The 19103-nt window shown below is 60.5% G+C and carries 18 protein-coding genes, 1 tRNA gene and 1 other RNA gene; 6 read left to right on the forward strand and 14 right to left on the reverse strand.

Annotated elements, in window-relative coordinates; genetic code table 11:
- Positions 1-155: 155 nt before the first annotated feature.
- Positions 156-875 (forward strand): alpha/beta fold hydrolase, encoded by a 720-nt coding sequence (locus GRI58_RS00680; protein WP_160751637.1) that lies wholly within the window; start codon positions 156-158, stop codon positions 873-875.
- Between the two features lie 175 nt (positions 876-1050).
- Positions 1051-2958, forward strand: coding sequence for an FUSC family protein (locus GRI58_RS00685; RefSeq protein ID WP_237451994.1), 1908 nt, complete (start codon positions 1051-1053; stop codon positions 2956-2958).
- 146 nt (positions 2959-3104) lie between these two features.
- On the opposite strand, the gene GRI58_RS00690 is transcribed toward GRI58_RS00685, so the two are convergent.
- Positions 3105-3190, reverse strand: a tRNA-Tyr gene (locus GRI58_RS00690).
- Positions 3191-3333: 143 nt separating this feature from the next.
- Between GRI58_RS00690 and rlmB the strand changes: the two genes are divergently transcribed.
- Positions 3334-4131 carry a 23S rRNA (guanosine(2251)-2'-O)-methyltransferase RlmB gene (gene rlmB, locus GRI58_RS00695; protein WP_160751639.1) on the forward strand — a complete coding sequence of 266 codons (798 nt, stop codon included), beginning with the start codon at positions 3334-3336 and terminating at the stop codon, positions 4129-4131.
- A 106-nt stretch (positions 4132-4237) separates the two neighbouring features.
- Here rlmB and GRI58_RS00700 read toward each other — a convergent pair whose 3' ends face one another.
- The 5 genes from GRI58_RS00700 to GRI58_RS00720 form a co-directional block, all read right to left on the reverse strand.
- Positions 4238-4510, reverse strand: a complete 273-nt coding sequence (locus GRI58_RS00700; RefSeq protein ID WP_160751640.1) for an HU family DNA-binding protein — start codon at positions 4508-4510, stop codon at positions 4238-4240.
- A gap of 249 nt (positions 4511-4759) precedes the next feature.
- Positions 4760-7153, reverse strand: coding sequence for an endopeptidase La (lon, locus tag GRI58_RS00705; RefSeq protein ID WP_160751641.1), 2394 nt, complete (start codon positions 7151-7153; stop codon positions 4760-4762).
- 198 nt (positions 7154-7351) lie between these two features.
- Positions 7352-8074 (reverse strand): helix-turn-helix domain-containing protein, encoded by a 723-nt coding sequence (locus tag GRI58_RS00710; RefSeq protein WP_160751642.1) that lies wholly within the window; start codon positions 8072-8074, stop codon positions 7352-7354.
- A 46-nt stretch (positions 8075-8120) separates the two neighbouring features.
- On the reverse strand, positions 8121-8462 hold the full coding sequence (locus GRI58_RS00715; RefSeq protein WP_160751960.1) for a YbaB/EbfC family nucleoid-associated protein: 342 nt from the start codon (positions 8460-8462) through the stop codon (positions 8121-8123).
- Positions 8459-10339, reverse strand: coding sequence for a DNA polymerase III subunit gamma/tau (locus tag GRI58_RS00720; RefSeq protein ID WP_160751643.1), 1881 nt, complete (start codon positions 10337-10339; stop codon positions 8459-8461). Before GRI58_RS00720 ends, GRI58_RS00715 begins: the two co-directional genes overlap by 4 nt.
- Before the next feature lie 109 nt (positions 10340-10448).
- On the opposite strand from GRI58_RS00720, the gene GRI58_RS00725 reads away from it, so the two are divergent.
- Complete coding sequence (locus GRI58_RS00725; RefSeq protein WP_160751644.1) at positions 10449-10937, forward strand: DUF4188 domain-containing protein; 489 nt, start codon at positions 10449-10451, stop codon at positions 10935-10937.
- A gap of 13 nt (positions 10938-10950) precedes the next feature.
- Here GRI58_RS00725 and ffs read toward each other — a convergent pair.
- The 4 genes from ffs to GRI58_RS00745 form a co-directional block, all read right to left on the reverse strand.
- An RNA gene (gene ffs / locus GRI58_RS00730) (signal recognition particle sRNA small type) lies at positions 10951-11047 on the reverse strand.
- 34 nt (positions 11048-11081) lie between these two features.
- On the reverse strand, positions 11082-11360 hold the full coding sequence (locus GRI58_RS00735) for an ETC complex I subunit (protein WP_160751645.1): 279 nt from the start codon (positions 11358-11360) through the stop codon (positions 11082-11084).
- 16 nt (positions 11361-11376) lie between these two features.
- The gene (gene hrpB, locus GRI58_RS00740) at positions 11377-13818 is read right to left on the reverse strand and encodes an ATP-dependent helicase HrpB (RefSeq protein ID WP_160751646.1); all 2442 of its coding nucleotides are present in this window, start codon (positions 13816-13818) and stop codon (positions 11377-11379) included.
- A 55-nt stretch (positions 13819-13873) separates the two neighbouring features.
- Complete coding sequence (locus tag GRI58_RS00745) at positions 13874-14893, reverse strand: polyprenyl synthetase family protein (RefSeq protein WP_160751647.1); 1020 nt, start codon at positions 14891-14893, stop codon at positions 13874-13876.
- Between the two features lie 65 nt (positions 14894-14958).
- Between GRI58_RS00745 and GRI58_RS00750 the strand changes: the two genes are divergently transcribed.
- A complete protein-coding gene (locus GRI58_RS00750; protein ID WP_160751648.1) occupies positions 14959-15294 on the forward strand; it encodes a chorismate mutase in 336 nt (111 codons plus the stop codon).
- 115 nt (positions 15295-15409) lie between these two features.
- On the forward strand, positions 15410-15631 hold the full coding sequence (locus GRI58_RS00755; protein WP_160751649.1) for a hypothetical protein: 222 nt from the start codon (positions 15410-15412) through the stop codon (positions 15629-15631).
- 57 nt (positions 15632-15688) lie between these two features.
- Here the strand turns inward: GRI58_RS00755 and GRI58_RS00760 are convergent, their stop codons facing one another.
- The 4 genes from GRI58_RS00760 to GRI58_RS00775 all read right to left on the reverse strand — a co-directional run bounded on the left by GRI58_RS00760 (position 15689) and on the right by GRI58_RS00775 (position 19005).
- Positions 15689-17173, reverse strand: a complete 1485-nt coding sequence (locus tag GRI58_RS00760) for a sensor histidine kinase (RefSeq protein WP_419957007.1) — start codon at positions 17171-17173, stop codon at positions 15689-15691.
- A complete protein-coding gene (locus GRI58_RS00765) occupies positions 17124-17801 on the reverse strand; it encodes a response regulator transcription factor (protein WP_160751650.1) in 678 nt (225 codons plus the stop codon). The genes GRI58_RS00760 and GRI58_RS00765 overlap by 50 nt, the downstream gene beginning before the upstream one ends.
- 81 nt (positions 17802-17882) lie before the next feature.
- Positions 17883-18197: a PepSY domain-containing protein gene (locus GRI58_RS00770; RefSeq protein ID WP_160751651.1), complete on the reverse strand. Its 315-nt coding sequence runs from the start codon at positions 18195-18197 to the stop codon at positions 17883-17885.
- 76 nt (positions 18198-18273) lie between these two features.
- Complete coding sequence (locus GRI58_RS00775) at positions 18274-19005, reverse strand: SIMPL domain-containing protein (protein ID WP_160751652.1); 732 nt, start codon at positions 19003-19005, stop codon at positions 18274-18276.
- Between the last annotated feature and the right edge of the window lie 98 nt (positions 19006-19103).

A 19103-nucleotide genomic window follows, 5' to 3' on the forward strand; every position in this document is an offset into this window, starting at 1 on the left:
CCTGCTCCAGCGCTTTGCAAGCACTTGCTCCCTATACGTTCCGATTGGATTGGAACCATCACCGAATGAAGCTTACCCACCTTGCTCTTGCTGTTTTGGTTTGCGCGCTTGCGGGCTTTGGGATTTTCAAGGTGTATGGCGACAAGGACGCGTCGGTGGCAACCTCCGTTCGCCATGATCGCAATGTGACCATTATACCGGCGCGCATTCTCAAACCGATCGGTCCGCCCAAGGGCTTTGTCATCTATTTTTCGGACCAGGGTGGTTGGACCGACGCCGCAGACCGTATCGTGCATAATCTGGCGAAATCGGGATATGCTGTCGCCGGAATCGACACCAGTGTCTTCCTTGCGCAACTCAGCCAAGGCAGATCGGCTTGCATCCATCCGGTGCAGCCCTTGATGGCGGTGGCCCGCAAGACGCAACGCGATTTCGGCTGGTCGGATTACATCGAGCCAACGCTGGCTGGTCACGGTCTTGGCGGAACGGTTGTCTATGCAACGCTCGCGCAGGCTGTGCCCGGGATATTCAATGCTGGCATTTCCTACGACTACAGCGGATTCATTCCCGGCGACAAGCCATGGTGCGAGGTCAACGGCTATCGAGCGGCTCGCGTCACCAATCCGCTCGCCGGCTGGCGCCCAGGCGCAACAGAACAATTGCCCACGCCTTGGCGGTTGATCGCCGATGGCCCTGTCGCCAAGCCGCTCATCAAAGTGCTGTCCGTAACGCCGAACGCGCGCCAAATTCACGCGACGAATGAAGAACACGCGATAGAAAAGATCTTGATGGACTTACTTCCATCACCAGTCACGCCGCAAATGCCGCAGCCCTCGCCTTCTTTCAGCAAGACACCGGAATCCCTGCCCGCGTAGTCCCTCGCCGAACGGGCTCTTTTTAAGCCACTGCAAACACCTGTTCTCGCCAGTTAGAGAGTAGCGGAACTGGCATCGCAGGCTTATCGGTCCGGCAATGCCGACGCTCCTGACTCTTGTCGTGAATGCCCTGCCACCGCACGCGCGGCGCAGACTGGTTCGAACCGACCCTGGTATGCTGCGAACGGCTCGCGGCGCTCGGGCTATGTTCGCCTTCGTGCTGACGCTGGCTTGCGTATTCCTCATGGGTCAGGCCCTCGGCGTCCCGATTGCGGCATTTCTTATAGCCTTCCCGGTCACCGTTTTCTGCTGTGCAACGATCAGCGATGACGAAGTGCGCGCCCGTATCGGTAATATCGTTGCGCTCTCGGCATCGGCAGGCGCTATGTTTACGCTTTCGGCGCTGCTCCACGGTGCCGTGATCAATCACCTGGTCTTTGTCGCGGTGATAGGCCTGGCGGCTTACATGCGGCAATATGGCGGAGCGTGGATTCCTGCCGGGCTGGCGGGCAATGTGAGTTATTTCTTCGGGTCCTTCCTCAAACCCGATATGGCCACCTTGCACTGGCAATGGGCGGGCGTCGCGATTGGCGCAGCATCGGCCTTGATCGTCCATCAACTTGTCGTGCCGCATAGGCCGTGGCGACGCATGCGATGGTCGGTCGGCTCGATCAGGATGCGCATGAGCGATCTTCTGGTAACGGCTGCGGATTTCCGTGGGACTCGGGACTTGCCTCGCCTGCGGCGAGACCTTGCACGTGTCGCAAGCGCAGTCACTATCGCCGAAACCGAACTCGAAAACCTCCCCGGGGGGCGCCTTGCGCATCGACCGCTGGCAGAAGCGCTCATTGCAACGCTGGTCCTGGCCGAACGCCTTGCGCTGCAATTGCAACGCGATTCGACGACAATCAGCTCGAACAAGATGCGGCACGACCTCACCGAAATGGCAAGCGCGCTGACGCATTACACGCCGCTTCCCGACGATGCCGATGTTACGTCGATAGCCTCAGCCATCGCCGAGCTCGAGCGCACTCTTCGCCTGTCCCCTGACCTCGCCGCCGCAAAGGGACATGCGGCACCGTCGAAAGCTCGTGTCGAAGCACAGCTAAGATTCGGCATTCAGCCAGCCGCTGCCGCCGCGCTCGCGATCGTCGGCGGCGTCATGCTTTCTCCCGATCGCTGGTACTGGGCTGTGATCACGGTCTTCGTGATGTTCACCGGGACTTATTCGCGAGGGCAAGCGCTGGCCAAATCGCTAAAGCGGACCTTGGGCACGCTGGCCGGCATTCTGGTCGCGATGGCACTGGTCTGGTTACTCGGCGGTAATATCCAGCTCGCTCTGGCCCTCATGCCGGTCGCTATCTTCTTCATCTTTTACGCTTTTGTTCAATCCTATACCTGGATGGCATTCTGGATCACCGTGACTGTAGCCTTGCTGTTCTCCGTAATGGGGCGGTTCTCCGACACCTTGATGCTACTGAGGCTGGAGGAAACTGCCATCGGCGCGCTGGCGGGTATTCTGGTTGCGGCGTTGGTACTGCCCAAGAGCACCGCCGCACACGCCCGCGAGCAGTTCAACGCCCTGCTTGAAGCGACCGCTTCGGTGCTGAAGGCGGCCATGCCCGATGGCCCGCTCGATCGTTTGCAACTAACCGCTGCCGTGCACGATTTCGAAGCCAAGCTTGCGAGTTTGCGCGACGCGCTCGAACCTTTGCGTTTCATTCCGCTGGGTCGCGCCAGCGGACAAAGGGATAATATCAGCCGCCAGCTCGTTCTGACCAGCTATTGGGTGCACGAAATCGCGCTCGCGGTACGCCATATGGACAGCGCGGGCGGCGAACACGCCACAAATCATGCAGTTGCGGCTGCAGCCTCGCTGCAAGACGTCATCGGGCGCCTACGAAAACCTGGCCACGACGAACTGTCACCCGATATCGATGACGCACCCACCCCGTTGCCACTCGATACGGGCAATTCCTCCACCACACTGACGTCCGCATGCCTGGGCGTTTCAACAGCGCTAAAGAGCACCGCACGCCATATCACCGATCGCACGCTGCAAAGCCGGGCATTCCGCTTCTGACTGCCTCTACCTCCGCTGGACCAGAACCAAAGGCAAAGCGCCGTTACTTGCCATCGAGCCAGTTTGCGCCGCCCTGAGGCCGCGCCGTTTAACAGGACAAAGAGAGTGGCCCTGCCTTGAAGGCAGCTTAGAAGCTGGGGAGGCCGTGGTGGACAGGGCTGGATTCGAACCAGCGTACGCTTGCGCGGGCAGATTTACAGTCTGCTGCCTTTAACCACTCGGCCACCTGTCCACTTGGCTTGCCAACGGTGCTGAAATGTGGCCCATCGAAGTCGTGGCCACCCGCCGAGAGGCGCCCCTTTGGCGAAGCAGCGCTTGCCTGTCAATGGCCGGACTGGCAGGAGCCGCCACCAATAGTAATTCTGGAGAACAAGGATGGCAAAATCGGGCCGCAAACGCGCCCTTCGTGGCCGCGCCGGGCGGATGCAGGGCGGGCGCGGCAGCGGTCGCGCCAGTACCGGGCAGGTCCGCCTGTGGGGTCGCCACGCGGTCGAAGCGGCACTCAAGAACCCCGACCGCAGCCATCGCAAGTTGTGGGCCACGCGCGAGGCGATCGCCGGGCTCGATGGGGAACTGCCGCCTGATTTTCCGGTCGAATACGCAGACAATCCAGATCTCGACCGACTGGTATCGCGCGATGCCCCGCATCAGGGGCTGGTGCTCGAATGCGCACCGCTCGACGACCTGTTCTTGGACGAGGTTATGGATGCTCGCGCCGACGGGCCGCTGGTCGTGCTCGACCAGGTGACCGATCCGCATAACGTCGGAGCGATCATGCGGTCGGCCGCGGCATTTGGTGCTGCGGCGCTGGTCACGCAGGATCGCCATTCGCCGACCGAAGGCGGTGTGCTTGCCAAGGCGGCGAGTGGCGCGCTGGAAGTCCTGCCATGGGTCAAGGTGGTCAACCTAGCCCGCGCGCTGGAAGAGATAGCTGAGGCCGGTTACTGGCGGATCGGGCTGGCTGGCGAAGCGCAGGATACGCTCGCCGACGCGCTACCCGCCGGTCCGGTCGCACTGGTGCTGGGCGCCGAGGGGCCGGGAATGCGGCACAATATCGGGGGCCATTGCGATGCCCTCGCTCGGCTGCCGATAGGCGAGGCGATCGAGAGCCTCAATGTCTCCAATGCCGCCGCAATCGCGCTCTATGCGGTGCGCGCGCGTAACAACGCATAAGCCAAGACTGACAAAAACGCCCGGATGCGACGAACGCCGCGCTACCTGCTGGCGGCGCGGCGTTCGCAATCGACCGGTTGGGCGGCCAAGCGCCCGGAATTGTCAATTAGTTGACGGCGTCCTTCAGGCCCTTGCCGGCCTTGAACTTCGGCTGGTTCGAAGCCTTGATCTGCATAGGCTCGCCGGTACGCGGATTGCGACCGGTGGAAGCCTTGCGCTTGGCGACCGAAAACGTACCGAAACCGACCAGGCGCACTTCATCGCCACGCTTCAGCGCATTCGAGATCGAGTCGAAAACGCCTTCGACGGCATTCGCGGCATCGTTCTTCGAAAGGCCGCTAGCGTCTGCAACGGCACCGATCAGGTCATTCTTGTTCATCTGGGAAGCCCCCTTATAGTCTGTTTGGTTTCAACTGCGCGTGACTCACGGCGTTCAAGCGCGCGAATTGACCGACTTTTCCACGCCATGTCAAAGCCAAATGGGCGGGATTTGCGAATTCCGGCCCAAAAAGCCGCACAATCGGACGCAAATCCAGCCCACGCACAGAAATGGGTGACTCTCAGAGCCTAATTCCGTAGCGAAATTGCGGTTTGGACCCGCCCTACGGCAATCATCCGTAGCCGATTCTCAGTGCGCTACGATTCCCGTCGAGGACGACCCCTGCGCCGCTCCCGGCTGGCTCGACAAATCGTCCGCCTCATTCCATTCGATCGGTTCGGGCAGCGAGGTCAGCGCCTGTTCGAGCACTTCATCGACATGGTTGACCGGGATAATCATCAGCGCCTCTTTCACATTGGCAGGTATCTCGGCCAGATCTTTCACATTGTCATCCGGGATCAGCACGGTGGTGATTCCACCGCGCAGGGCCGCAAGCAGCTTTTCCTTGAGCCCGCCGATCGGCAGCACCCGGCCACGCAGGGTCACTTCACCGGTCATCGCAACATCGGGACGAACCGGAATGCCGGTCAGCGTCGATACGATGGACGTCACCATGCCCACGCCCGCGCTCGGCCCATCCTTGGGAACCGCGCCCTCAGGCAAGTGAATATGAATGTTGCGCGCCCGGAAGATCGACGGCTTGATCCCGTAAGCAGGTGCACGCGCCTTCACGAAGCTGAAGGCGGCGGCAACGCTTTCGTTCATCACTTCGCCGAGCTTGCCAGTGGTCTTGATTTCACCCTTGCCCAGCGTGGTCACGCTTTCGATCGTCAGCAGCTCGCCGCCGACTTCGGTCCATGCAAGACCGGTAACTGCGCCGATCTGGGCTTCGTCTTCGCCCATGCCATGCTTGAATTTGCGCACTCCGGCGAAGTCAGCGAGGTTCTCAGGCGTGATCGTCACGCTTTCAGCCTCGCCTTCGAGGATACGCCGCAGCGACTTGCGCGCAAGTCGCGCGATCTCACGCTCCAATGTGCGCACGCCGGCCTCGCGCGTGAAATAGCGGATGAGGTCGCGCAGTCCCGGTTCGGTCAGCTCGAATTCGCTGTCCTTCAGGCCATGCTGTTCGATCTGCTTGGGCAGCAGGTGGCGGGTCGCAATCTCGACCTTCTCGTCCTCTGTGTAGCCTTCGAGGCGGATGATCTCCATCCGATCCAGCAAAGGTTGCGGCAGGTTGAGGCTGTTCGCGGTGCACACGAACATCACATCCGAAAGATCGATGTCGATCTCCAGATAATGATCCTGGAAGCGCGCGTTCTGTTCGGGGTCGAGCACTTCGAGCAGCGCCGATGCGGGATCGCCGCGAAAATCCTGCCCCAGCTTGTCGATCTCGTCGAGCAGGAACAGCGGGTTCGATTTGCCCGCCTTGCGCAGATTGGTGACGATCTTGCCCGGCAGCGAGCCGATATAGGTCCGCCGGTGACCGCGGATTTCCGCTTCGTCTCGCACCCCGCCAAGGCTTTGGCGCACGAATTCACGACCCGTTGCACGAGCTATCGACTTGCCGAGGCTGGTCTTGCCCACACCCGGAGGTCCGACGAGGCAGAGGATCGGCCCTTTGAGCTTGTTGGTGCGCGCCTGAACGGCAAGATATTCGACGATCCGATCCTTGACCTTCTCGAGCGCGAAGTGATCGGCGTCGAGCACGTCCTGAGCCTTGCCCAGATCCTTCTTGAGCTTGCTCTTCTTGCCCCATGGCAAGCCGAGCAATACGTCGAGATAATTGCGGATCACCGTCGCTTCGGCGCTCATCGGTTGCATCGCCTTGAGCTTCTTGAGCTCGGTTTCCGCCTTGGCGCGCGCTTCCTTGCTGAGCTTGGTCTTCCCGATCTTCTCGGTCAGTTCGGCGATTTCATTGCCATCTTCGTCGTCACCGCCGAGTTCGCTCTGGATCGCCTTCATCTGTTCGTTGAGATAATATTCGCGCTGGTTCTTCTCCATCTGGCGCTTGACCCGCCCGCGAATCTTGCGCTCGACCTGAAGCACGGAAAGCTCGCCTTCCATGAAGGACAGCACCATTTCGAGCCGCCGCAGCGGGTTGGGCTCGGCCAGCACGGCCTGCTTGTCGGCAACGCCGATGGTGATTGCCGCAGCGATCGTATCGGCCAGTTCTGCGGCGTCATCGATCTGCTTGAGCGCTTCATCGTTTTCTTCGCTGCCGCTCTTCTTGAGCTTGGTATATTCCGTGAAATGCTCGACCACCTGCCGCATCATGGCGGTAACCTCGCTGCCGGCGGCAGTTTGCTCCTGCGGATAGGTGACGCGTGCGATCACATGACCGCTCGCCTCGACCAATTCTTCCAGCTTGGCCCGCTTGGTCCCCTCCACCATCACCCGCACCGTGCCATCGGGCAGCTTCAGCATTTGCAGGATTTGCGCCACGACGCCTAAATCGTAGAGGTCCTCTTCACCCGGACGATCGCACGACGGATCGAGTTGGGTCAGCAGGAAGATTTCCTTGCCGCCTTCCATCGCCGCCTCGAGTGCAGCAACCGAAGGCGCCCTGCCCACGAAGAGTGGGACCACCATTCCGGGGTAAACCACGATGTCGCGCAGGGGGAGAAGGGGAAAGCTGTTGTCCATGTGTATTCCGTCCGATCATTGCGCGGTGAAGCGCCACGTCTTGTGTGGACACAGATATGGGAACTGCCCGGCTATGCCGCAATGCCGCAAAGGCCCTAGCCTGTGGAAGGCTCCCACTCTTCGTCGGAACTCATTGCCTGAACGGCAGGGCAGCTTTCCCGGTCGCTGACCACTCGCGCCCAGGCAGCTGCGAATCGTTCACAAGGTAATGGAAATCGCGACGCGATCCGGCGTGGTACCGGCCAGCATGGCGATCTGAATCTTGCTTGCCTCAACCAGCTCCGCAAGCCGGATGGAACGCAAATCCATACCGTCCTCGTTACTCTCGACCATTCCACCAATCGATTCGAGCATCCCGGGCGAGCCGCCGATCTGCAGTTCGGTGACAGGAACACCCAGCCCCTTGGCCAATATCTCGAGACTTTGCAGGCGCGGAACTGTGCGGCCCGTTTCCCATGCCCAGATACTGGGTGTGCTGATGCCCGATTTCTCCGCCAGCTCCGCACGCGTGAGATCGCGATCGAGACGCAATTGCTTCAACCTGCGGGCGAGACTCGAAGCCGCGCTTGCCCTCGGTTCGCTGGGCGTTTCTTCGCTCCGCGCATGGGCAGCCGCGCCACTTTCCCGCACGGCATCGATAGTGTCCTGCGAAACGGTGCCTTCGAGTCGGCACCCGGCAAGCTTCTCACCCTGCCAGATGACCCTAGCACTTACCCGCCCCGCGCCGGGCAATTCGAGTTCGAGCGCCGTACCCAGCGGCAGTGCTTCATCGGTTTCGACCAATATCCCCTGCGAGGAGATATCCCGCACCAGAACAGGCCCTTCTTCGCCATTCTCAGCTGCACCGGTGGTCGCAAAGAGTAGATTGCGTCGCTCTTCCTGGCGACGTTCAGAATCATGTAAAGAATATTTCGAAGCCATAATAATCCTAAACGGACCCGTGTTTTTTATATCAAAAAAGCTTCGATCATCCAAACCCCGGCAAGTCAAGACCCGGGGGTAACCCTAGTCCCCCCTGAACTTTTTCCATCTCTTCTGCAGATTTGCGGTCAGCTTTGTCGCGCGCGTCGTTGAATGCGGCGGCAACGAGATCTTCAACGATCTGTTTTTCTTCCGGTTTCATCATGCTTTCTTCGATCGAAACACCGAGAATACGCCCGCGTGCCGTTGCCCGGACCTTGACCAGCCCACCCCCGGCACTGCCCTCAACCTCGATCGTATCGAGCTTGGCCTGCGTTTCACCCATCTGCTTCTGGATCGTTTCGGCAGCCTGCTGGGCAGCGGCGATCATTTCTTCCATCGACTTCATGCGTTTCGTCTCCATTGTTTCGTCGCCGCGGCACCGGGGCCGCCGCCTGGTTCAACCCACTCGGCATCGGGGAATGCCGCCAGCGCGGCCATCGCCAACGGATGGCTACGGCTTTCCTCTTCGGCATTGCGCTGGGCGATTTCCTCGCGCTCTGCCAGCGAATAGCGTTCTTGCGCGTCGGTAACCTGCTCGATGATCCAGCGCTTGCCAGTCACAGAGAACAGGGCATCGCGCAGCACGGGTTCGATGGCATCGGTATACTCCGCCGAGCGACTGAAGCGCAGCAGTTCCGGCTCGACCGTCACCGGGCGAACCTGCAACCGCATGATGCTCGCCGCAAGATGCTGCCCAGCCTCCTCGACCTGCTCCACAAGCGCTTCCCACGCCACCGCAGGCTTGTTTGCGACAGGGCCAGCCAGAGCCGTTTCCGGTGATCCCGAAGAACCCGGCACAGTGCCAGTAGCAGGGATGACTGTTGCCAGCTCTTCGATCCGTTTCGCCAATTTTCCCGGATCGGGCATATCGGCAGCGTGCAAGGCACGAAGCAGCGCCATTTGCAATGCCGCCAGCGGGTCGGGCGCCAAACGCACCTCGTCATGGCCCTTGAGCAGCAACTGCCACAGACGATGCAATTGTCCAGCCGACAGCCGCTGCGCCAAATTCGTCAGCGCATCGCGTTCTTCCGTGGACGGAGCGTCGGCATCGCCTCCACTAACCTGTGCAACCGTTACGCGATGGACGAGATCCATTACACTACGCATCAGGGCCAAAGGTTCGACGCCTAGCGCATATTGATCGTCAATCGCCTTGAGCAAGGCGGCAGAATCGCCGTCGAGCAATTGCTCGAGCAGCCGCCGCTGCGCACCCTTGTCGGCCAGCCCGAGCATGTCGCGCAACCGGGAGGCGGTCACAAGCGGGTGGCCGCCCTCGCCTTCCGCATCGAGATCCGCATGTGCAATCGCCTGGTCGAGGATCGACAACCCGTCGCGCACCGATCCTTCCGCGGCCGATGCAACTATGGCGAGCGCCTCGTCCTCGACTTCGACCCCTTCTTTTTCGCAAATTTCCGCAAAGTGGCTGGCGAGTTGTTCGGCAGGAATACGCCGCAGGTCGAAACGCTGCGTGCGGCTCAGAACCGTCACCGGCAGCTTGTCGACCTCGGTCGTGGCGAACAGGAACTTTACATGCGCGGGCGGTTCTTCCAGCGTCTTGAGCAAGGCGTTGAACGCGTTGCGCGACAACATGTGCACTTCGTCGATGATATAAATCTTGTAGCGCGCCGACACAGCGGCATAGCGCACCGCCTCGATGATCTCACGCACATCATCGACGCCGGTATGGCTGGCGGCATCCATCTCGATCACGTCGATATGGCGGCCCTCGGCGATCGCCCGGCACGGTTCGCACACGCCGCAAGGATCGATCGTCGGCCCGCCATTGCCATCGGGACCGATACAATTGAGCGCCTTGGCGATCAGCCGCGCCGTCGATGTCTTTCCAACCCCGCGCACCCCGGTCATCAGGAAGGCGTGGGCCAGCCGATCGCGCTTGATTGCGTTGGCGAGCGTGCGCACCATCGGTTCCTGACCGATCAGTTCTGCAAAGGTCTGCGGGCGATATTTGCGTGCCAGTACGCGATAAGGCTGCCCGGTATCGGGTGGCAGAGCGCCAGAAGCCGCCGGCGATTGCGAGGGCGTGCCGAGCCTTTCGATAGGTGTTTCCGTCACCTCGGGCGTGGGCGTCTCGGCAGGCCCGCCAAACATACTGGACTGCCCTTCCGCCTCCAGTTCGGCAGAGGTCGGGCGAGGCTCGACAGCCTGATCCTTGTCGTCATCCGCCCATGGCAGACCTTCAGGGTTGTCCGGTGAATCGCCCATGGGCATTAGGTAGGTGAAGCAAGCCCGATTGTCATGCGTGCCGGACGGCGAAGATGTGATAAACTTGGCGCTGGGCGCGGGAGTCTGATGCTCGGGAGGGATATCGAAGATGCAAGTTCGCGACGGAAGGTTCACCGCCGATTTCACCGACCCGCTGGTGGTCTTCATCATCGGAATGCGAGTCAATCGCCTGTTCCAATTCGGTAAATGGGTGCCGGTTGCGCGCGCAATGGGACCTATGATCGAGGAATTGGCGAGCCGCCCGGACAGCGGCTTTCTGGGCGCGGAAACTCTCCGGCAGGGCTTTCGCACCGTACTACTGGTGCAATATTGGCGCGATTTCGACAGCCTCGAAACCTACGCCCGCGACCGCGAGCAGAAGCACTGGCCCGCATGGCTGGCATTCAACAAAGCGATCGGATCGGATGGTTCGGTGGGAATCTTCCACGAGACTTATCTCGTTCCCGCGAATGGCTACGAGACGATCTATGGGAATATGCCGGACTGGGGCTTGGGCAAAGTTGCTGGCGTTATTCCCGCCACCGGCTCTCGCAATGAAGCTCGCCAGCGAATGCGAGGCGCAACCGCTGGCAGCTGATATCCGAAAAACATGAAAAAGGAGCCGGCCGACCCGCCGCAACCCGTTGTGGCTGCTTCCTTCCGGACCTGACCAGGTTGGCGGACGCAAGCGCCCGACCGACTCCCGGAAGGGCATATGGCGGTCTCGGGCTAAAAAATCAACTCAGCGAAAATTATCCGCGTAAGCCTGTAATTTGAGCGACTTGGGCGGCGTTGCATGGATTCGGGCGGCGATGCCGTATTTATCCGCATAGGCTTTTGCTTCGTCCTTCGTGGGGAAGGTGAGCCTCACCTGCGCCTGCGTATCGCCACTTCCGGTCCAGCCCATGAGCGGATCGGCCCGACGCGCTTCGGACTGTTCGAACTCCAGAACCCAGTCACCAGTCCCGGCCTTGCCCGACTGCATCGCGTTCTTGGGCTTTTGATAGATTCGTGCTGCCATGGCCGATCCCCCTAATTCAGCTCGCCTCGCGTGAAAAGGCGTTCTTTGTTTTCAGGCTGGGTCGCTCGGTCCATGGCTCCTCTGGCCAGCGGTGCTTGGGATAGCGCCCCTTCATCTCCTTGCGCACATCGGCCCAGCTGCCGCGCCAGAAACCGGGCAGATCGCGCGTAGCCTGCACCGGACGCCCAGCCGGGCTAGTCAGCTTGATCAGCAGCGGTGTGGACCCGACCTTCGGATGGCGATCGAGACCGAACAGCGCCTGCACGCGCACTTCGACACAGGGTGCGTCTTCGCCGGTGTAATCGATGGCGTGGTGAGTGCCTGCTGGGGACACGAACTCTTTCGGCGCAGCATTATCCATTCGCTTGCGCTGCTCCCAATCGAGCGAATTAAGGAGTGCGTCGGCTATTTGTCCCTGAGGCAAGCCAATATCGCGCCTTCCTTCCAGAAATGGCGCAAGCCAAAAACGGGCCGTATCGCGTAGCTTCTCTGGGGTCAGCGCATCGATTTCCGCATATCGAGCACGCGCCAGAAGATTGTCTGGCAAAACAATGGACATCTTCTCTACAGCTTTATCCACGAGAATATCCACAATATCGCCCGTATTCGGAGAAGGGTCAGGCCCGCTGGCAATAACAATCTCGCCCAGCCGCCGTTCAACCCGCGCCTCGACACGCTCTTCGCGTGCATTCCAGCGCAGAATAGACTGGCTCTGGATTCGGTGCGCCAGATGTCGCTCGATGTCGTCGCGTTCCAAGGCCGCACCGGATGTTACCACGCTGCCGCTGGCCCTTCCCTGCGCATCGGCTATCACGATCCATTCATTTCGCGCCAACGGGCTAGTCGGATCGATTACAAACCCTCGGCCGCCCGCAGAAATCCACTCGGACTGGCTGTTGGGCCGCCGCCGAGCAATGAAATCCGGGCGTGCCAGTGCCAGGAAGAGTGCGGGTGAAATCGCATCTCCTCGAACTTCGGCAGCTTGCTCGGCAACCAGTTTGTCTGCACGCCGTGCCCAGCCCGCAGCCAACTTGCGCGATGCCGCAGCACGCGACCCACGGTCGGCATCCCAGCGGTGCAAGCGTGCGATCAAATCTTCTTCGGCCCCACCCAGTCGGCGCTCCTGAACCAGTAAGGCGATTTGCGCGGCTCGATCCGATTGCCCTGCCCGTGACCCATGCAGCACCATCGCAGCCTGCGCCGGATCCATAGGCATCGCAGCCATCGCTTTCCCGAAGGCCGTAATCTTCCCAGCGCTGTCGAGCGCTTCGAGACTGGTCAGCTGGCGACGCGCTGCATCCAGCGAAGATGCTGGCGGCAAGTCGAGCCACGGGAGCTGGGTGGGATCGCCCGTCCCACGAGATGCGAGCGCAAGCGATAGACCGGCAAGATCGGCAGTGACGATTTCCGGCTCGTCAAATGCCGGACGACCGGCGTGGCCGTGTTCCTCCCACAAACGATAGGCGATCCCCGGTCCCTGTCGCGCAGCACGCCCGGCACGCTGGGCAGCGGATGCCTGGCTTGCCCTACGCGTCACCAGGTGGGTCGTACCAGCTGCCTTGTCGAACTCCGCATGGCGCGAGAGGCCGCTGTCGACGACCACGCCGACACCGTCGAGGGTGATCGAACTTTCGGCGATGGAGGTGGCAAGCACGATCCGACGCCGTCCATCCCGGTCAAGCCGGATCGCCTCACGCTGCGCTGCCGGGTCGACTTGCCCATGCAGCGGCAGGATAGGCACGTCAGACAGGCGGTCGACCAGCCTTTCGCGTGTGCGCTCGATTTCGCGAACACCGGGGAGAAAGGCGAGGATATCGCGATCTGTTTCGCGCCAGGCAGTCATGATTGCCTGGCACATTGCGTCTTCGGTTCGCGCCGCTGGCGAGGAACCCAGCCAGCGCATCTCAAGCGGATAGGCTTTGCCTACGCTCTCGACCACCGGTGCATCTTCGCCCAGCAAGCGCCCGAACCGCCCGCCATCGATGGTGGCCGACATCACCAGAACGCGAAGATCTTCGCGCAGCACCATTCGGGTCTCTAGCGCGAGCGCGAGCGCCAGATCGCTATCGAGATGGCGCTCATGCGCTTCGTCGAAGAGGATCGCCGAAATACCCGAAAGTTCGGGATCATCCAGCAGGCGATTGACGAGGATTGCCTCCGTCATCACCACGATCCGTGTCTGTGCGGACAGCTTGCTGTCGAGCCGGGTCATGTAACCCACGGTCTGACCCGGCTTTTCCCCGATCAATTCGGCCATCCGTTCTGCTGCCGCGCGGGCAGCGACGCGGCGCGGGCTGGTCAGGAGTATCGTGCCAGAACACCATTCCTGATCGAGAAGTGCCGGAGCGACAGCCGTGGTCTTGCCCGCCCCTGGCGGCGCGATCAGCACGCCAGCGCCCGTACCTCGCAATGCTGCGAGCACATCGTCCAGTACGGCAAGAACCGGCAGATCCGTCATCGATCGGTCCTGGTTATGCCATCAGCACCAGACGCGTGATTGCCCGAATGGAGTATCAATAGCCTCGCGAAACGGCAAACATCGCCGCCTCGGTCATCGCCTGTCTTGCGCGGCCATCGGGAAAAATCGAGATCGCATCTATCGCTCGTTGCGCAAAGTGCCGCGCCCGTTCGCGCGTGTCGTTCACCGCGTCGTGGCGGTGAATGAGGGCGATAGCTTCCTCCAGGTCGGAATCTTCCGTCCGGAATCCGCCGATAGCCTCGCGCCAAAAGACGCGCTCCATATCGTCGCCGCGCGAATAGGCGAGGATCACCGGCAAGGTCATCTTGCCTTCACGGAAATCGTCTCCGCGCGTCTTGCCCATCGCCGCGGCTTCCGAATCGTAATCGATCGCATCGTCGACCAACTGGAAAGCGACACCAAGATTACGGCCATATTCGTCGAGCGCCTGCTCCTGGGCATCGTCGCATTCCGCCACCACCGCCGCGATGCGCGTCGCCGCGGCAAACAACGCCGCAGTCTTCGCGCGAATGATCTGGAGATAACGCTCCTCGCTCGTTTCCAGCTTGCGCTGCGCGGTAAGCTGATCGACCTCGCCCTCGGCAATTACGGCGCTGGCGTTGCTGAGTATCTTGAGAACCTTGAGGCTGCCATCCTCGACCATCAGCTCGAACGCCCGGCTGAACAGGAAATCGCCTACCAGCACAGTCGCGGGATTACCGAAAATGATGTTCGCAGCTGCCTTTCCGCGCCGTAAATCGCTGCCATCGACGACATCGTCGTGCAGCAAGGTGGCGGTGTGAATGAACTCGACAGCGGCAGCCAGCTTGTAGTGGCGCGCGCCATTGTACCCGACCAGTTCGGCACCGGCGAGAGTAAGCATAGGCCGCAGGCGTTTTCCGCCACCCGAAATCAGATGCCCGGCAAGCGCAGGAATCAGCGGGATCTGGCTTTGCATCCGATCGAGGATCACCGTGTTGACAGCATTCATGCCGGTCGCCGTAAGAGCGAGCATGGCATCGAGCGACGGTTCGGGTGCGTCCTTGCGCGGCAGAGGAATAATTTCGGCGGTCATTGTGCGCCTCAAATGGCCTCCGCGCTGATACTTGGCAAGGCCGCAAACATTGCTAGCCTGTTGCAATGATCTCTGACGCCCCATTCGCTTCGCCCGATTCCGAACCGACAATCCGTGTTCAGGATAAAACTCTGCTTGGCTTCAGACGCAGCATCGACAATATCGACGCAGCGCTGATCCATATCCTCGCGGAGCGCTTCCGCATCACCAAGGCAGTGGGTGAATACAAGGCCAGGACCGACCTGCCTCCGGCCGATCCAAAGCGTGAGGAAGAGCAGATCACCCGCCTGCGACAATTGGCGGCCGAATCCGACCTTGATCCGGAATTCGGCGAGAAATTCCTGCGCTTCGTCATCGATGAAGTCATTCGCCATCATGAAACCGCAAGACAGTCCGAATAAGAATTGCGGAATTAAGGTATCAGGCGATTTCTACCAAAAAGATCCTTGCATAGCTTGAGGTTCGTCGAATTCTCGCTCATGTAGATTACTCTGTCAGGGAAAAGGGACGCATATTATGAAAATTGGAAAGATTGCACTTGCCGGGACTGCATTGGCCCTCGCAACCATGCCAGTAGCCGGTCAGGCAATTGCTGCCGACCGGGCCGCTGCGCCGATTTCAGGTGAAAACTCGATTGGTTCGGGAGCGACTGTGGGCGTTTTGTTTGCCCTCGCAGCCCTCACGATTGGCATTGCGGTTTCAAGCGGTAGCAACAACAACAATCCAGTAAGCGCCTGATTATCTTAATCCTGCATTTGAAAAGGGCCGATTTTCGGCCCTTTTCTTTTGTCTGAGTTAATCACTCCTAGGCAGGATAAGCTTTACCAAGAGACCACCAAGATCCTCGCTTTCGCCCAGACTGACGGATCCGCCGTAGATTTCTATAACGTCGCGCACGATCGCAAGGCCGAGTCCCGTTCCGGGCTTGCCGGTATCCAGTCGCGCACCGCGATCAAAAATGCGTTCGCGCTCGGTCTCGGGGATGCCGTGCCCGTCGTCTTCAACCCAGATCACGCAGTTTTTCGAACCGGCTTCCGCATCGATCGTCACGAATACGCTTCCGCCGCCATATTTGGCGGCGTTCTCGATCAGATTGCCAAGCAATTCGTCAAGGTCCTGACGCTCGATCGAAACGCGCGCTGTGTCGCTCCCTGCGATGTCAAACCGCGTGTCGGGATATAGCCGCTCAACCGCACGCCGAACCGCGCGAGCACTCTCGCACACCGACGTGTGCGCGTGCCCAACCGCACGACGCCCCACTGCACGAGCGCGCGCTAGATGGTGATCGACGTGGCGCTTCATCGTACGCGATTCGCGTATGACCGTATCGGCGAGGTCGGGAGCCTGGGCAGTCGCCGCGTTGGTCAACACGGTCAGCGGAGTCTTGAGTGCATGGGCGAGATTGCCAGCATGGGTGCGCGCCTCTTCCGCCTGCAATTGCGAATGGGCGAGCAGCGCGTTGACCTCGTCCACCAGCGGTTGGACCTCGAGCGGCAGGGGTTCGTTAATCCGGTTTGCTCCCGTCGTTCGCAAATCCTGAATGGCCGCGCGAACGCGACGCAAAGGTCCAAGGCCAATCCAGTTCTGGACAAAGGCCATTGCAAACAGCCCCAGACCGAGGACCGCGAAACTCCAGGCCAAAATCGACCTGATCCGCCGGATCTGGAGATCGACCTCCTCTCGACTGGAAGCAACGACGAACCACCATTTGGTCTTGCTGCCGGGTAAATAGACCGACCGTTCCGCTATCCTCAGCGGCTCATCGGCAAACTGGTTCGAGTTGTAGATATGCGTCTTGTCGTCGAGATGGTCGGTGCGCAATTTCAGCGAGCGGTCCCACAGGCTCCGGCTTGGCCAGTCATCATGGCCTTTGCCGCTGATCTGCCAGTATAGTCCCGAATTCGGCTCAAGAAAGCGCTGGTCGCCCAGTGGCCGGTTGAAATAGACATCGCCATTGTCATCGACTTCCGCCGAGGCGATCATGGCGGTCAGCATGTAATTCAACTGGTTGTCGAAATTCTCCTCGACCAGCCGCGTCAGGGTCCGATCCAGCGCAAAGCCGCCTGCCAGCAACAGGATCAGGATCCAGCCAGCGGCAATCGCCATCATCCGTCCTGCGAGGCTGCTCTTGCGCCGTTCTCGCACAGGTGCGGACCCTGCCTGCTCTGGCACAGCGCCCTCGCCTAGCAAAGCGCCGTTCGGCGCATCGCCAGCGTCCGGAACGCTGCGATCAGGCGCGCGGAGCGTCGGCGGGGTCGTCGAGACTGTAGCCAAGTCCACGGATCGTCGTGATGATTTCCGCACCCAGCTTCTTGCGGATACGCGTTACAAAAACCTCGATCGTGTTCGAATCGCGATCGAAATCCTGATCGTAAATGTGCTCGATCAGTTCGGTACGGCTGACGACCTTGCCCTTGTGGTGCATCAGATAGCTCAACAGCTTGTATTCCTGGGCCGTCAGCTTGACTGGTTCGCCGGCCAGGGTGACGCGACCGGATCGCGTGTCGAGGCGCACGTCGCCTGCGGTCAGTTCACTGCTCGTATTGCCCGAAGCGCGACGGATCAGTGCGCGCAAACGCGCGATCAGCTCTTCGGTCTGGAACGGCTTGGCAAGGTAGTCGTCGGCACCCGCATCGAGCCCGGCCACCTTGTCCGACCAGCTGTCACGCGCTGTCAGTACCAGCACCGGGAAGGTCCGCCCTTCCCGCCGCCACATACCCAGCACGCTCAGACCGTCGATCTCAGGGAGACCAAGATCGAGGATCACGGCGTCGTAATCTTCCGTGCTGCCGAGAAAATGCCCATCCTCGCCATCGACCGACAGATCGACCGCGTAGCCGCTCTGCTCCAGTGTGGTTTTGAGCTGCTTGCCGAGTGTCGGTTCATCCTCGACGATCAAAATGCGCATGAAAGGTTCTATCCCTCAAAAATTGCAGACCGTTGAATTGGGCCTATCACCACAACGCGTCAATGCACTGGCTGGTTTCCCTCACCAGCTCCGCTGGATAATTCTACCAGTCCGCGCATCGACATCCACGAACAGCACATGGCCGTTGCGGATGAATTTCAGGCGATAGGCCATGGCGGTAGGATCATAGGCGAAACCGAGATATTCGGCATTGCCCATCATCGGCAGGATCCGCGCCTCGATTTCTCGCGAATTCAGGATGTTGCCTGCGCGCAATTCCTTGCGAGCCTGCCCCTGATCGCTGCGCTGCTGCTGCGCAGCGGATGGCACGGCAATGGTCGCGCCGATCAAAATGGGCACTGCAAGAAGGCGGTAAAAGGCTCGCGAGCGGGTCATATCGGTCTCTTGCCAGCAAACCATTGAACACCGACTGAATATTGCTCGCGACACCGGTTCAGGCAAACAAGCGTCGTCATCTCGTCATTTCGTACGTCACATTGACCGTCACCGAAGTTCCTACAAGCCCCGGTTCGACCGGAGTTGGCGGTGCGGGGGCCGCTTCCGCTGCGACCATCTTCATCCGCATCATGGGCATGGGACGCGCGCCACTCACCGATTCGCTCACCTGCATCAGGCGAACGCCGGTATAACCCGCCCAGCTCGCATATTCCTCAGCCTGAGCCTTGGCCTTCGCAAAGGCTGCCTTGCGCGCCTGATTGCGTGGTGCGGTGTCATCGTCGATCGAGAAATTCGGACCATTGATATCGGTCGCCCCGGCGGCAACCAGAGCATCGAGGACCTTGCCCGTCTCCGGCACCTTGCGCAGCGTTACGCTGACGCGGTTGGATGCCTGATAGCCCTTGAAGACCTGACGCTGGTTCGTGCGGTCATAATCGTATTGGGCATTGAGATTGATGCCGCTGGTCTGGATATCGTCGCTGGCGATGCCCAGCGCCTTGATCTTCTTGATCACCGCATCCATGGCCTGTGCATTCTTCTGCATCGCGGCAACCGCGGTGGGAGCCTGCGATGTTACACCGGCGCTGACATCCACGATATCGGGCTTGGCCTTGACCGTCTCGGTCACCGAAAGCTCTACCAGCGGTCCCTGCGCCTGCAATTGGATATCGCCTGCCATTGCGGGTGAGACTGCCGGGATTGCGAGTGCCATCGTGGCAACTGCGGGCAAGAGAGCTGTCTTCATCGAAAAATCCTCCTCAAAGATACGTGCTTGTCTACGCAGCAGCTTTACGCAAGCATGAACCCGCTTGTTCCGGGCTTCAGGAAAGCCTAACTCGCGCG

The sequence above is a fragment of the Qipengyuania algicida genome (assembly GCF_009828025.1).
In the GTDB taxonomy this organism is placed as follows: domain Bacteria; phylum Pseudomonadota; class Alphaproteobacteria; order Sphingomonadales; family Sphingomonadaceae; genus Qipengyuania; species Qipengyuania algicida.